The organism is Nocardia sp. CA-120079, from assembly GCF_050955745.1.
GTDB lineage: Bacteria > Actinomycetota > Actinomycetes > Mycobacteriales > Mycobacteriaceae > Nocardia.
This window is the reverse complement of sequence record NZ_CP192088.1, coordinates 6522107-6536422: the sequence shown is the minus strand read 5'-3', so window position 1 is coordinate 6536422 and position 14316 is coordinate 6522107. Positions and strand designations below refer to the sequence as shown.

The window sequence follows — 14316 nt, the reverse complement described above, 5'->3', positions numbered from 1 at the left end:
AACTGCCGATAACGACCCGCGTGAATCGGTGCGGGCCGGGCAAGGCTGTACGGTCGGTATCTTTTGCGCACCGCCACCGCGAACATCCCGCATCATCGGCCCGACCCGGCATGGATCCCGTCACAGCCGACCCATAATGGATACACGGTGTGGGAAGCTCGTCTGAGCACATCGGGGTGTGTGATGCGGGTCACTTTGCAGGGTAGGGCCAGGAGCGATCGTGAAGTTGAATGTGGAAAGTGTGGTCGGGTCGGTGCAGCGGTTGATGGCAACGGCCCAGAACGGCCTCGAGGTCATCCGCTTCGGCGGGTTGACCCACGATGTCGAGTCCTCGCCGTTCGAGGTAGTCGAACGGCGCAGAATGTATCGACTGCGCCATTACTTCCCCGACGATGCGACGCCGGCCCGCCCGGTCGCGGTCCTGGTACCGCCGCTGATGGTCAATGCCGATATCTGGGATGTGAATGCCGACGACGGCGCGGTCGGCATTCTGCACCGTGGCGGAATCGACTGCTGGGTGGTCGATTTCGGTTCGCCCGCCAGTGAGGAGGGTGGCTGGGAACGGGATCTGGCCGATCACGTCCTCGCGATCAACAGCGCCATCGATACGGTCTGCGACGCGACCGGCGCCAATGTGCACCTGATGGGGTACTCGCAGGGCGGCATGTTCGCCTATCAGACCACCGCCTACCGCTTCGGCAAGGGCGTGGAGAGCATCGTGACCTTCGGCAGCCCGGTGGATGTGGTCGCGGGCATGCCGTTCGGACTGCCCTACGGCATGGTCTCCGATGTCGCGGAGTTCCTGGCCGACCATGTGGTGACCCGCCTGCCGATCACCGATTCCATGGTCCGGCTCGGCTTCCAGATGCTCGATCCGATGAAGACCGCCAAATCGCGGATCGACTTCCTGCGCCAGCTGCACGACCGAGAGGCATTGCTGCCCAAGGAACGTCAGCGCCGGTTCCTCAATAACGACGGTTGGGTCGGCTACGCCGGTCCGGCGGCGGCGGACCTGCTCAAGCAGTTCGTCGTGCACAACCGATTGATGCTCGGTGGCTTCGTGATCCGGGACCAGCCGGTTTCGCTGGCCGAGCTGAAGTGCCCGATCCTGGCCTTCGTCGGCGAGGTCGACGATATCGGCCAACCGGCCGCGGTGCGCGGCATCGTCCGCGCCGCACCCAATGCCGAGGTATACGAAGCCAGTTTGGTGGCGGGACATTTCGGCCTCGTCGCGGGCAGCATGGCGACCAGGCATACCTGGCCGCTGGTGCGTCAGTGGATCGATTGGATGGACGGCGATCAGCCGTTGCCGCCGGAGATCGCGCCGATGACCGACCATGTGGCGACCAGTCGGCCGAATTCGGCGGCCACCCGGGTCGTGCACACCGCGGCCACCCTGGCCGAGGCGGGCGCAGGCGTCGGCAAGGCGCTGGAGGGCATTGCCGGTAATACCGTGCGCGGTTCGATCGAACTCGCGGGTGAGGCCGCGCGCGCACTGCCGCGGCTGGCTCGACTCGGCATGATCCAGCCGCACACCCGCATCTCGTTGGGCCGCTTGGTCGCCGAGCAGGCGCGCCGCGCGCCGCTGCGCGATCTGTTCCTCTTCGACGATCGCGTGCACACCAATGCCGCCGTGAACGCGCGCATCGATAATGTCGTGCGCGGGCTCGTCTCCGTCGGCATCCGCCCGGCCATGCGCGTCGGTGTGGTGATGGAGACCCGGCCGAGCGCGCTGGCCACCGTCGCCGCGCTCTCCCGTATCGGCGCGGTGTCCGTATTACTCGCCCCCGGTAGCGAGTTGGATCGCGCCATCGAACTCACCGGCATCAGGGCCCTGGTCTCGGATCCGGAGAATCTGCGCGCGGCGGCGGCAACCGGCACCCGGGTCCTGGTGCTCGGCGGCGGTAGCACCCGCACTCTCGCTGTTGCATTGAGCGATGACGTGATCGACCTGGAACAGATCGATCCCACGCAGGTCGAACTGCCCGCCTGGTACCGCCCGGATCCGGGTCTGGCGCGGGAATTGGCCTTCGTGCTCGTCACCGGCACCGGCGACCGCCTGGAAGCCAAATACATCACCAATCACCGCTGGGCGCTGTCCGCCTTCGGCACCGCGACCTCTGCCGATCTGGATCGCAAGGACACCGTCTACTGCCTTGCGCCGCTGCATCATTCGTCCGGTCTGCTGGTGAGTCTGGGCGGCGCGATCGCGGGCGGCAGCCGGATCGCACTGGCCAGGTCGCTGGACCCGATCCGGTTCGGCGAGGAGGTGCACCGCTACGGCGTCACCGTGGTCACCTACACCTGGACCATGCTGCGCGACATACTCGATGCCGAAGTCTTCCCGGCCGGGCCGCATTCACCCACCCCGTCGGCTTCGCCGACTTCCAGCCCCCCTTGGCATCCGATCCGTCTGTTCATCGGCTCGGGCATGCCCGCGGGCCTGTGGCGACGCACCACCGAACAGTTCGCACCCGCGCGGGTACTCGAGTTCTACGCCTCCATCGAGGGCGATGTGGTGCTGGCCAATGTGGCCGGCGTGAAAGCCGGCTGCAAGGGCCGCCCCGTGCCGGGCACCGCGAAGGTGGAGTTGGTCGCCTACGATCCGGTCACCGAGCAGATCCGAACCGACGGGTCCGGCTTCGCGCGCCGGTGCGCGGATAACGAGGTCGGTCTGCTGATCGGCAAGGCGACCGAGGGCATCGACCTCTCCGACGGCGGGCTCCGCGGGGTGTTCACGGCGGGCGATGCGTGGATGCCGACCGAAAATCTCTTCCGCCGCGACAGCGACGGCGACTACTGGCTGGTCGATCGCACCGATACGGTGATCCACACCGAACGCGGCCCGGTCTTCACCCAGCCCATCGTCGACATGCTCAACGACATCACCGCCGTCGATATGGAGGTCGCCTACGCACTGCCCGTCGGCGACCATGCGGTGGCGGTGGCGGCGGTGAGCGTCCGCAAGGGCTTCCGGCTGGAACCCAAGGATGTGACCGAGGCGGTGCGCGCGCTCGATCCGGACCAGCGGCCCGACATCGTCTACGTCGTCGACGAGATTCCGCGTAGTTCGTCCTACCGCCCGTCGACGCGGGCCGTGCAGGCCGCGGGTCGTCCGCAGCCGGGACCCGATACCTGGTGGTACAACCGGGAATCCGAGGCCTACGAAATCCGCACCGAGGACGAAGCCGGAACCATCTTCGGCGAATAAGCCGGCGCCCCGTCGTTCCGGTTCCGGTCGCAACGGCGGGGTAGCGTGGATGCCAGGTCCGCGGCGACAACGGAGGTCTCGAGATGTCGTGGAAGGTCAAACTGGGCGTCGGCATACTGGCGCTGTTGGGCGTGCTGATGGTGATCGGGTTCGTGAAGAGCCTGGTGCTTTCCCTGGTGCCACTGGCTATCCTGCTGTTGGCCGGTTACGGCGTGTTCCGGCTCTACGTCGGCAGTCGCGGCAAAGCCACCGAGACCGAAGCGCCACAGCTGCCCGCCACCCCACCACCCGCGCTCCCGACCCGTCCCACGAAGGATGCGGCGACCAGACTCCGCGAGATCCGCGAGGAGGCCGCCCGTCAGCAGGGGCAGCCGTAGGCGGGTACGCTTGCCGCGCCGGATCGTGTTGGCGAGTCGGTTGATTCACTACCAAGAGGGCGGTGCCGCGTGCGGGCTGCCCGGCGCATCCGGGTGGCGTAGTTGCCATGTCGACAACTGTTCAGGGGTGCTGTGAGACCGAGCCTTATCTACCGCAACGGAACCATCTACGAGCTGTTGATGCGGGGGCTGTACGGGCGGCACTACCCCGCTCGGTATCGCGCGATCGCCGAACTCGTGCCCGATGGCGTCAGTGTGGTCGACCTGTGCTGTGGGCCCGCGACGCTGTATACCCGCTATCTGCGCGACCGGGCCATCGAATACACCGGACTCGACCTCAACGACCGATTCATCGCGAGGCTGGCCCGGACGGGTGGACGCGGCGTGGTGTGGAATTTGCGTTCCGATACCCCGCTGCCCGAGGCCGATTACGTCATCATGCAGTCGAGCCTGTATCACTTTCTGCCCGAGCCTGCTTCGGTCATCGATCGGATGCTGGCGGCGGCGGGAAAGCAGGTGATCATCGCGGAGCCGATTCGCAACCTTGCCACCAGCGAGAATCGGGTACTCGCCGCGATCGGCCAGCGGTTCACCGATGCGGGCGACGGCGCACAGGCGCGTCGGTTCAGCGAGGCGACTCTGGACGCGTTCTTCCGCGATTACGAGCCGCGGGTGGTACAGCGGTCGCTGATCGCCGGTGGCAGGGAGAAGCTGTTCGTGCTCACCGCGTGAGGCGGGTCCGACTCTCGCCTAGACGGTGTATGCGGTGACGGCGTCGATGACCCTGGCGATCTGATCGTCGGTGAGATCGGGCCAAAGTGGCAGGCGCACAACGGTTCCCGAGAATTCGGCGCTGCGCAGACAGGGCTTCGGGGTGCGGCCCAGTTTCAGTCCGGCCGGGCTGGAATCCAGCGGAACATAGTGGAACGGCGCCGAAATACCGCGTGCGGCCAGATGTGCGATCAGATCGTCGCGCTGCCGCTCGGTAGGTGTGCGCAGGTAATACAGATGCGCGGTATGTGTGCGGTCCGCGGGCACGGCCATGAGCCGGACATCGTTGCGGCGGGCCCAGTCCGGCAGTGCGGCGGCGTATGCGTCCCAAACCCGGTGCCGTCCGGTCTGGATCGTCTCGAATTCGTCCAGCTGCGCGTCCAGCACCGCCGCGTTGAGCTCGCTGGGCAGATAGCTGGAGCCGATATCCTGCCAGGAGTACTTGTCGACCGCGCCGCGCAGGAAACGGGCGCGGTCGGTGCCCTTCTCGCGGATGATCTCGGCGCGCGACATCAGGATCTCGTCGGTGAGCAACAGTGCACCGCCCTCGCCGCAGTGCACGTTCTTGGTGTCGTGGAAGCTGAGCGTGCCGAGGGTGCCCAGGGTGCCCAGTGGGCGATCGCGCCACCGGCCGCCGAGGCCGTGCGCATTGTCCTCCACGATGGCGATGCCGTGCGCGTCGGCGAGTGCGAGCAGCCCGGCCATATCGGCGGCCACCCCGCCGTAGTGGATGACCACAACGGCCTTGGTTCGCTCGGTGAGCACCGCGGCGACCGACTCGGGATCCAAATTGCCCGTTTCCGGGTCGATATCGGCGAAGACGCAGGTGGCCCCGCGCAGTGCCATGGCCGTCGCGGTCGAGGTGAACGCGAAACTCGGCACGATCACCTCATCGTCGGGGCCGAGCTCGAGCAGCAGACCCGCCATCTCCAGTGCGGAGGTGCACGAGGTGGTCAGCAGCGCATGCGGTGCCTCGGTGATGGTCTTCAGCTTCGCGGTGGCCGAGGCGGTGAACCGCCCGTCGCCGTGACTGTGGTCGGAGGCGAGAACGGCCTCCAGATTGGCCAGTTCGCGGCGGGCCCGGTACGGGCGGCTGAAGATGACGCGGTCAGTGCTCAACCCGGTCGTTCTCCCTGCTGGCGGTGGTCGTGGTCATTTCGCGGTTATCCGCCGGGCGCGGTGTCGGCGAACCGACGGTCAGATACAGCGGCTTGCCGACGAGGATATGCAAAGCCACACCGAGGTATTCGGCGATGAGTCCCAGCGAGAACAAGATCGTTCCCGAACATAGCAGCAGCACGACGATCATCGAGGCCCAGCCCTCGGGCGCCCAATTGTCGGCGGTGAGCGCCTCGTATACGACGAACGCGGCCATCACGCCACCGGCCAGCGCGAGGGTGACTCCGAGCAGGCTGACCAGCCGCAGGCCCCGGGTTCCGCTGCACAGCACCATCTTCCAGAACAGCGAGAACAGCCGCCGGTAGTTGTAGCCGGATTCCTCGCGGCCCTCGGCGCGCAAGGTCACCGGCACCTGTGCGACGGTGCCGACCACCCAGGTCAGTGCGACGTCGAGGTAGGCGCCGTTGGAGGCGACCTCGGCGAGTTGGCGGCCGATATCGCCGCGGATGAGCCGGTAGCTTTCGAATCGGGTGGAGTCCGGGAAAGCGAAGATCGTCGCGAGCACCACCTTCGCGCCGCGCGAGGTGATGTTGCGCAGGAATCCGTGCGGGCGGGTGTTGGTCGGCTTCGAGTAGACCAGATCGGCGCGCTCGGTCAGGGCCGCGTCCAGGAATGCGCCGATGAAGGCGGGATCGTGCTGCCCGTCCTCGTCCATGGTGACGATCCAGTCGCCCTGGGCGGCCGACATTCCGGCGATGGTCGCGGCGTCCTGCCCGAAGTTGCGGCTGAGCCAGACGACGCGGACCTCCGGATAGGTCTGCTCCAGTTCCTGCAGCACTACATCAGAGCGGTCGGGACCGTGGTCGTGCACCAGGATGATCTCGCCGACCGTGAAGGCGGCGCCGCCGGGGGTGTCCGTGGGATCGGTCAGCCGGTGCAGTTCTTCGACAAGTCCACCGATGGTTTCTTCGCCCCGATAGATCGGCACCACGACCGACACCGCGTGCGGCTGGTCGGCGCCCGGTCGAGCGGGGCGTCCGTTGGTCGCACCCGCGGGCGAGCCGTTGGGGTGGGCGGTGGGAATCGGCATCAGCTGGATCGACTTTCGATGACGGTGCGTGCCGGTAATCTCCGCTGGACAGCAGAGCCCGAGCCGCCGTGAACTTTAACACGGTACGCATACGGCATTCCGGAGCAGCTCATCGCACCATCATGGTGGTGTCGGCGCTTCGATGCCAAGCTCGACTGTGCGCTGTAGGGTTTGGAACTCGTGACGGTTGGTGCAGTGACGGAGGCGAAAAGCGCAGTACCCGACGCCCGCGACAGGGAGCCCGATTCGCGTCGGGAGGTGTACCGATGGGGTGGCCTCTGCACCCTCGGTGTCATCGCGGGATACCTGGCGGTACTGCTGGCCAATGCGCGGCACTTCTACACCGACGACACCGAATCGCAGTACACCGGACTCTGGGTGGGATTGGGACGCGCGCTCCGTGACGGCACCTTCCCGGTGCTGGTGCCCGAGCGTTGGATGTCGGGCAACAACACGATGGATGATGCCGGGCTGTTCAACCCGCCGCAGCTGCTGATCGATCTGATCGCGCCGTCGGTCGACAACATGGCGGTGTACGCGACCGTCGTCAAACTGATCTTCGCGATCATCGCCGCGCTCGGTGTCTACCGGATCTGCCTGGTGTACGGCGCGCGGCCGGTGTGGTCCGCGGTCGCGGGTGTCGCGTTCCCGCTGTCGGGTTTCTTCCTGTTCTTCGACGAGGCCAGTTGGATGACCGCGCTCACCGGCACCGCATGGCTGGTCCATGCCTGGGCGTCGTCGGTGCGCTACACCCGCGGTCTGGGCGGGCCGATTCCCGTCTTCATCTACCTCTACCTGGCCATCTCCACGCAGTACATCTTCCCGGCCGTCGAGGCGGCGCTCATGCTGCTCGCCGTCGCGGTGGGCGAGCTCGTCTACCAACGCAAATGGCAGCCGGTGGCGCGGCTGACCGTCGCCGCGACGGGTGCAGGCTTGGCCGGATTGCTGACCTTTCTGCCGAGCATGCTGTCGGCGAAGGTGACCTGGCGCGGCACCATGGAGATCAATAACGACCAGTTCTTGACGGTGCCGTGGTCGGAATCGCTCAATGCCAGTCTGCCGAGCACATTGCCCGCGTTCACCTCCTGGTGGGGCTATATCCAGCCGATGCCGGTCACCTATATCGCCTGGTTCCTTATTCCGGCGCTGGCCTTCATCGACTGGCGGCGCGCCCGCGAATCCTGGCGCGAGCTCAGCGGGGTCGCACTGTTCGCGATCATCATGCTGATGTGGAGTGCCGGACCGGGTTCGATCGGTCCGCTGCGCTGGCCGGTGCGGGTGCTGCCGATGCTCGCGCTCGGCCTGCTCGTGCTGGTCTGTGTGTTACTCGGGCGCTACGCCACCCTGCGTGATCTGAAGAGTCGCGGCATCGCCGCCGCCCTGCTGATCGGTCTGCTGTGGGTGCGGTCCTTTTCCGCGGATCCACACAATGTGGTCCGGCATGTGCTGGCGGCCGCCGCGATCGGCGCGCTGGTCGCCGGGGTGGTCTGGCTGGCCCGTAACCGGAGTCTTGCCACCGCGGGTGTGCTGAGCATCGTCGCGATGTTCCCGATCGCGTTCTATCAGGTCAATGCCGCGCAGCCGACACCGATGACATGGCATCTGCCGACCAACAGGTCCGAGGCGCAGGCCGCGTTCCCGGACTTTCCCGGTACCACGATCCAACTCGGCGAGCGCGGGCTGCTGCAGCGCGACGATATGAGACTCGACGGCGCCTACGGATCCCTGGTCTTCGGTAACTACGCCAAATCGCTCGAGCTGACCTATGTCAATGGCTACACCCCGACCGGTCACTTCTATTTCGGCGAACTGCTGTGCATGCGCTGGGACAGCAGCGTCTGCCCGGACGCCTATCGGCGCATGTTCGCCCCGGAGCCGAGCACCGGCCGTCCCCTTGTCGATCTGATGAAGCTGGACCGGGTGGTGCTGCAGCGCGCCCTGTTCCCCGATGCGCGCAATCAGCCGGCGCCGGAGGGCTGGAAGTGGGCCGACTATCCCGGTCATGAGCGCTACATCTCGGTGCTGGAACGCGTGGACGGTCCGATCTCGACGGTGAACGGCCGCGTCGCGGATGCGAAAAATGTGACAGCGACATCGATTTCGGAGACCGATACCACCAGCCGGGTGCGGGTGTCCTCGGCCGGCGGCGGCAAGGTGGTATTCGCGCGCCTCGGCTGGCCGGGTTACCGGGTGACCCTGGACGGTAAGCAGATCCCGATCACCACCGTGGCGAAGTCTTTTGTCGCCGTCGACATACCCGCGGGCACGCAGAACGCCGAACTGGTGCTGACCTGGCGGCCACCGGGCTGGAAGATCGGCATCGGCACCACAGCGCTCGGTCTCGCCGGCGTCGGGGTGCTGCAGTGGCTGTGGGTACGGTCGCGGCGTCGGGATCCGGAGCCATCGGCGGCGGATCCGAGGCCCGGCGAGCCGGATCGTGAACTGGCGGACCTGGTCTCGTAGCGGTCGATCCGCGCAGGCCCGATCGGAGGTGTCCCTCGACGAGTGCGCCCTGTAGGGTCTGGAACTCGTGGTGGAAAGCAGCGCCCCCGCCCGGCGGGACGTGTACAAGTGGGGATTCATAACCGCGCTCGGTGTGATCGCCGGATATGGTGCCGTCCTGCTGGCCAATGCCAGGCATTTCTACACCGATGACAGCGAGTCGCAGTACGGCCCGCTGTGGGTGATGCTCGGCCGGTCCCTGCGCGACGGACAGTTCCCGGTGCTGGTCCCCGAGCACTGGATGGCGGGCAACTACGCCATCGAGGAGGCGGGCCTGCTGAATCCGCCGCAACTGCTGATCGATCTGATCGCGCCCTCGGTCGACAACATCGCGCTCTACACCACCGTGATCAAGCTGATCTTCGCGGTCGTTCTCGGGACCGGCGTGTACCGCATCTGCGTGGAGTACGGGGCGCGGCTGCCGTGGGCCGCCGTCGCGGGCGTGTCGATTCCGTTCACCGGTTGGCTGCTGTTCTTCGACGAGGCGAGTTGGTACACCGCCTTCACCGGTACCGCGTGGCTGGTGCACGCGTGGGCGTCCGGCGTGCGCTACGCACGGGGACGGGGCGGCCCGATCCCCACCTTCGTTTTCCTGTACCTGGCCATCTCGGTGCAATACATTTTTCCGGCGGTCGAGGCCGGGCTGATGATCGGCGCGGTGGCCGTGGGGGAGGTCGTCTACCAACGCAAGTGGCAGCCGTCGCTGCGACTGCTCGCGGTCGCGGGCTGTGCGGCGGTGGCAGGGCTGGCGACCTATCTGCCGAGCATGCTGTCGGCGAAGGTGACCTGGCGCGGCACGGCTCAGATCAATAACGACCAGTTCTTGACCGTGCCGTGGTCGGAATCGCTCAATGCCAGCCTGCCCAGCTCGTTACCCGCGTACAACTCCTGGTGGGGTTATGTGCAGCCGATGCCGGTGGTCTATATCGCCTGGTTCCTGATTCCGGCGCTGGCCTTCATCGACTGGCGCAAGGCGCGCGCGTCCTGGCGGGAGTTCAGTGCGATCGCGCTCGTCGCGCTGATGGCGCTGATGTGGACGGCGGGGCCGGGCACCATCGGCCCGCTGCGCTGGCCCGCGCGGGTATTGCCGATGCTGGCCCTCGGACTGTTGGTGCTGGTGTGCGTGCTGCTCGGCCGCTTCGCCACCTTCGAGAATTGGCGTGGCCGCGCTATCGCGGCGGGTGTGCTGATCGGGCTGCTGTGGGTGCGGTCGTTCTCGGCGGCGCCGCGCGAGGTCGTCTGGCATGTAGTGGCGGCGGTCGGAATCGCCGTGCTCGGCGCGGCCGTCGTGTGGCTCGGGATGAAGAAAAGCATGGCCGCGGCCTGCGCGTTGACCATTGTTTCGGTGTTCCCGATCGCCTTCCTGCAGGTGCATGCGGCACAGCCGACGCCGATGAGCTGGAACCTGCCCGAGCAGCGGTCGCAGATGAAGGACGCGTTTCCCGAATTTCGGGGCACCACCCTGCAATTGGCCGATCGCGGGCTGATCCGGCCGGAGGATCGTTCGCTGCGGGGCGCGTACGGATCGCTGGTCTTCGGTAACTACGCCAAGGATCTGGAGAAGACCTACGTCAGCGGCTATACGCCCAACGGGCACTTCTGGTTCGGTGAAATGCTGTGCATGCGCTGGGACACCAGCGTCTGCCCCGATGCCTTCCGGCGGGCCTTCGCGACCGAGCCCACTACCGGCAGGACGATCGTCGACCTGATGAAGGTGGATCGGGTTGTACTGCAGAAGGCGCTGTACCCGGACGCGCGCGATCAACCCGCACCATCTGGCTGGCAGTGGGTCGACTACCCGGGGCACGACCAGTACATCGCGGTGCTCGAGCGAGTGGGTGGGCTGCTGTCCACGCAGAACGGCCGGGTGTCGGCGGTCTCCGGTGGCACCGCGACGTCGGTGTCGGAATCGGAATTGACCAGCCGGGTTCGCGTGAGTTCGGATAGTGGTGGCCGCGTGGTCTTCGCACGGCTGGGCTGGCCGGGCTATCAGGTGAAGCTGAACGGTCGCGCGATTCCCTTCGACGTGGTCGCGAAAACCTTTGTTGCCGTCGATATTCCGGCCGGTACCAAGAACGGCGACCTGGAGCTGACCTGGCGGCCGCCGGGGTGGAAGATCGGCGGGGTCGCGATACTGCTCGGGCTGTTCGGAATCGGCGCATTGCAATGGATGTTCGTGCGCGGTCGCAAGCGTGACGAGGATGCGACGCTGACCGAACCGCCGGTGACCGTGACGGTTTCGGAACCCGATCTGGCGGGAGTATCTCGTTGACAGCTGACCAGCAGGCCGAATTCACGGCGGATCATGCGGGTGCGACCGGCGCCGAGGATCCGGGTGTGCTGCTGCGGCTGGTGCGTCGGCAGGAGATCGCCTTCGCGATGGTCGGTGCGTTCAATACCGCGCTCGGTATGGGGCTGACCGTGCTGTGGCTATCGGTGCTCGGCAGTAATGTGCCGCCCGCGGTCGCGGTGGTCGCCGCGTACGCCGTCAGCATCGTCATCGCTTTCGTACTGCATCGCACGCTGGTCTTCCGGGTGCGCGGACATATGCTGCGCGATTTCGTTCGCTTCGTGGCGGTCAACTCCGGTGGGCTGCTGATGAATATCGCCCTGCTGTCGCTGGCCGTCTCGGTGCTGCATCTGCCGAGTAGGCCGGCCGCGGTGGTGGTGATGGGCCTGGTCGCCGTCGCCAGCTTCTTCGGACATCGCTACATCTCGTTCCACCGGGCGCCCGTGCCCGAGCCGCCGTCGGCCGGTTCGGGTGCGGAACGGTCCTAGGCGGCGGGTAAGTTATCGATCATGCCGGAGGAAACCGCCTTGGACGCCACCCTGTTGAGCCTGCTCGCCTGCCCGCAGGACAAGGGTCCGCTGCTGTTGGTCCGCGATGACAAGGGCGCCACCGCGCTGTACAACCCGCGCCTGCGCCGCGCCTATCCGATCGAGAACGGCATTCCGGTGCTGCTGATCGATGAGGCTCGCGATGTCACCGACGCCGAACACACCGCCTTCACAAGTCAGCACGCCGACGCCTGAGCAGCCATTCGCTCGGTGGCGCACGATAGCGTGCGCCACCGCGAATTACGGTGCGGGAGTATGGATTTCACCGGTGAGATAGCGCTGCAGCGTGGGGGCGACGGCCGCGACCAGTTCGGGACCCGGCATCGAGGCCAGCGGTTCTATCTCCAGGATCTTGCGCGCGACCAGCACGCCGATCATCTGCGTACCCACCAGCGCGACCCGGGCGCGGCCGTCGTCCTCGGGCTTCGCGATCCGCATCCGTACCCGTTCCAGGACGACATCCAGGACAAACGTCCTGGCCAGCGCGGTATCGCCGCCCGCGAGAATGCTGCGCACCGCCGCGACGACCCCGGGGCCGGCAGGAGAGTCCCACACCGCTAGCACCGAGCCGAGAATGGTTTCGCCGAGCCGATCCAGCGGCGCGGCCTCGATCAGGCGCAGTGTGGCCTCCGGATCAATCGGTAACTCGACCACCGCGGCGAACAGTTGCTGTTTGGTCCCGAAATAGTGGTGGACCAGCGCGGGATCGACCCCCGCGTCGGCGGCGACGGCACGAATCGAGGTCTTGTCGAAACCGATCTCGGCGAAGCGGGCGCGGGCGGCCGCGAGGATTTCCTCGCGGGTGTCGGAGCGACCAGGCCGGCGACCGGAGCGAGTGCCCCGGTCGCCGTTGGTCGTCGGGTCCTGTGCGATCTCCTCGGCCGTCACGCGGTCCGCCGTCGTAGCGTGGCCGCGCCCAGGCAGAGCGCGACGATCGCGAATCCGGCGACGACCGCCAGATCACGCAGCATCTGACCGGTGACGTCCGGATGCGTCGAAACCTGTTGCAGCGCATCGACCGCATAGCTCAACGGCATCACATTGCTGATCGCCTCCAACCAGCCGGGCAACTGTCCACGCGGAACAAGTAGGCCGCACAGGAAGATCTGCGGCGCGACCACCACCGGCATGAACTGCACGGCCTGGAATTCGGTGCGCGCGAAGGCACTTGCCAATAGCCCGAGTGCGACGCCACAGACCGCGTCGACCATCGCGATCACCACCACCCAGAGCGGACTACCCGCCGAATCCAGGCCGAGCAGCCCGAAGGAAACCAGGCAGGCCACCGCCGCCTGCGCCGCCGCGGCCACCGAGAAGGCGGTGCCGTATCCGGCGAGCAGATCGAGCTTCGACAGCGGTGTGGTGAGCAGCCGCTCCAAGGTGCCGGAGGTGCGTTCGCGCTGCATGGCGATCGCGGTGATCAGGAACATCACGATGAACGGCAGGATGCCGAGCATGCTGATGCCAACGCGATCGAATATCGGCACCGGGTTGAAGGGGTTCGGCGGGGTGTCTTTGTAGATGAAGTAGAGCAGCGCCATCAGGACCGCCGGAACCACGAGAATCATTGCGACAGTGCGGTGGTCATTGCGCAGCTGACGCAGGATCCGTCCGGTCGTCGCGGCATAGGGACGCAGTGTCGGCGTCCGGCGGCGCGGTACGAGGGTGGTGGTCATGCCGCACGTCCCATCGTGATCAGAGTGAGGAAGGCTTGTTCGAGGTTCTGCTCACCGGTCTCGGTGCGCAGTTCGTCCGGGCTGAGCTCGGCGAGCAGATCGCCCTCGCGCATCAGCAGCAACTCGTCGCAGTGCTCGGCCTCGTCCATCACATGGCTGGAGACCAGCAGTGTTGTTCCATTCGCGGCCAATTCGTGGAATTTCTTCCACAGATCGACGCGCAGTACCGGATCCAGGCCGACCGTAGGTTCGTCCAGGATCAGCATTTCCGGCTGCGCGACCAGGGCGCAGGCCAGCGAGGCGCGGGTCTTCTGGCCGCCGGAGAGTTCGTCGCCGCGCTGATGGGCGTGATCCAACAGGCCGACCGCGCCGATGGCCTCATCGGTGTCGTCGCGGTCGCGGCCGTAGAGCGCAGCGTAGTAGGCGACGTTCTCGCGCACGCTGATATCGGAATAGATGCTCGGCGCCTGGGTCACGTAGCCGATCCGGTGTCGCAATTCCGCGGAGCCCGCGGGCAATCCGAGCGCTGAAATCTCGCCGGACGCCACGATCTGGGTGCCGACGATGCTTCGCATGAGCGTGGTCTTGCCGCATCCCGACGGACCGAGCAGTCCGGTGATGGAACCGCGCGGGATGGTCAGCGAGATGTTGTGTAGGACTTCGCGGCCGCCGCGGCGCACGGTGAGGTTGCGAACCTCGACGGCGTGGGATGAGTGCAGGTCCGTCATGGGA

Annotated in this window: 12 protein-coding genes; 7 read left to right on the top strand and 5 right to left on the bottom strand. The window is 66.6% G+C overall.

Annotated features, from left to right (window positions below; translation table 11 throughout):
• Window positions 1–220: 220 nt before the first annotated feature.
• The 3 genes from ACQPYR_RS30170 (at window position 221) to ACQPYR_RS30160 (ending at window position 4320) form a co-directional block, all read left to right on the top strand.
• On the top strand, window positions 221–3211 hold the full coding sequence (locus ACQPYR_RS30170; protein WP_433622301.1) for an AMP-binding protein: 2991 nt from the start codon (window positions 221–223) through the stop codon (window positions 3209–3211).
• A gap of 83 nt (window positions 3212–3294) precedes the next feature.
• Window positions 3295–3588 carry a hypothetical protein gene (locus ACQPYR_RS30165; protein WP_433622300.1) on the top strand — a complete coding sequence of 98 codons (294 nt, stop codon included), beginning with the start codon at window positions 3295–3297 and terminating at the stop codon, window positions 3586–3588.
• 132 nt (window positions 3589–3720) lie between these two features.
• A complete protein-coding gene (locus ACQPYR_RS30160) occupies window positions 3721–4320 on the top strand; it encodes a class I SAM-dependent methyltransferase (protein WP_433622299.1) in 600 nt (199 codons plus the stop codon).
• 18 nt (window positions 4321–4338) lie between these two features.
• On the opposite strand, the gene rffA is transcribed toward ACQPYR_RS30160, so the two are convergent.
• On the bottom strand, window positions 4339–5478 hold the full coding sequence (gene rffA / locus ACQPYR_RS30155) for a dTDP-4-amino-4,6-dideoxygalactose transaminase (RefSeq protein WP_433622298.1): 1140 nt from the start codon (window positions 5476–5478) through the stop codon (window positions 4339–4341).
• Window positions 5468–6568, bottom strand: a complete 1101-nt coding sequence (locus ACQPYR_RS30150; RefSeq protein WP_433622297.1) for a glycosyltransferase family 2 protein — start codon at window positions 6566–6568, stop codon at window positions 5468–5470. The genes rffA and ACQPYR_RS30150 overlap by 11 nt, the downstream gene beginning before the upstream one ends.
• Before the next feature lie 258 nt (window positions 6569–6826).
• Here ACQPYR_RS30150 and ACQPYR_RS30145 point away from each other — a divergent pair, with 258 nt between their 5' ends.
• From ACQPYR_RS30145 to ACQPYR_RS30130, 4 genes are all read left to right on the top strand, one after another.
• Entirely contained in the window at window positions 6827–9031 is a 2205-nt protein-coding gene (locus ACQPYR_RS30145) for a hypothetical protein (RefSeq protein ID WP_433635283.1), read from the top strand.
• A gap of 70 nt (window positions 9032–9101) precedes the next feature.
• A complete protein-coding gene (locus tag ACQPYR_RS30140) occupies window positions 9102–11342 on the top strand; it encodes a hypothetical protein (protein ID WP_433622296.1) in 2241 nt (746 codons plus the stop codon).
• Window positions 11339–11848: a GtrA family protein gene (locus ACQPYR_RS30135; RefSeq protein ID WP_433622295.1), complete on the top strand. Its 510-nt coding sequence runs from the start codon at window positions 11339–11341 to the stop codon at window positions 11846–11848. The genes ACQPYR_RS30140 and ACQPYR_RS30135 overlap by 4 nt, the downstream gene beginning before the upstream one ends.
• A 21-nt stretch (window positions 11849–11869) precedes the next feature.
• Window positions 11870–12103, top strand: coding sequence for a Trm112 family protein (locus ACQPYR_RS30130; RefSeq protein ID WP_354961354.1), 234 nt, complete (start codon window positions 11870–11872; stop codon window positions 12101–12103).
• 45 nt (window positions 12104–12148) lie between these two features.
• Here the strand turns inward: ACQPYR_RS30130 and ACQPYR_RS30125 are convergent, their stop codons facing one another.
• The 3 genes from ACQPYR_RS30125 to ACQPYR_RS30115 are packed head-to-tail and all read right to left on the bottom strand — an operon-like array spanning window position 12149 to window position 14312.
• Window positions 12149–12796 carry a TetR family transcriptional regulator gene (locus tag ACQPYR_RS30125; RefSeq protein ID WP_433622294.1) on the bottom strand — a complete coding sequence of 216 codons (648 nt, stop codon included), beginning with the start codon at window positions 12794–12796 and terminating at the stop codon, window positions 12149–12151.
• On the bottom strand, window positions 12793–13584 hold the full coding sequence (locus tag ACQPYR_RS30120; protein WP_433622293.1) for an ABC transporter permease: 792 nt from the start codon (window positions 13582–13584) through the stop codon (window positions 12793–12795). Before ACQPYR_RS30120 ends, ACQPYR_RS30125 begins: the two co-directional genes overlap by 4 nt.
• A complete protein-coding gene (locus ACQPYR_RS30115) occupies window positions 13581–14312 on the bottom strand; it encodes an ABC transporter ATP-binding protein (protein ID WP_062986672.1) in 732 nt (243 codons plus the stop codon). Before ACQPYR_RS30115 ends, ACQPYR_RS30120 begins: the two co-directional genes overlap by 4 nt.
• Between the last annotated feature and the right edge of the window lie 4 nt (window positions 14313–14316).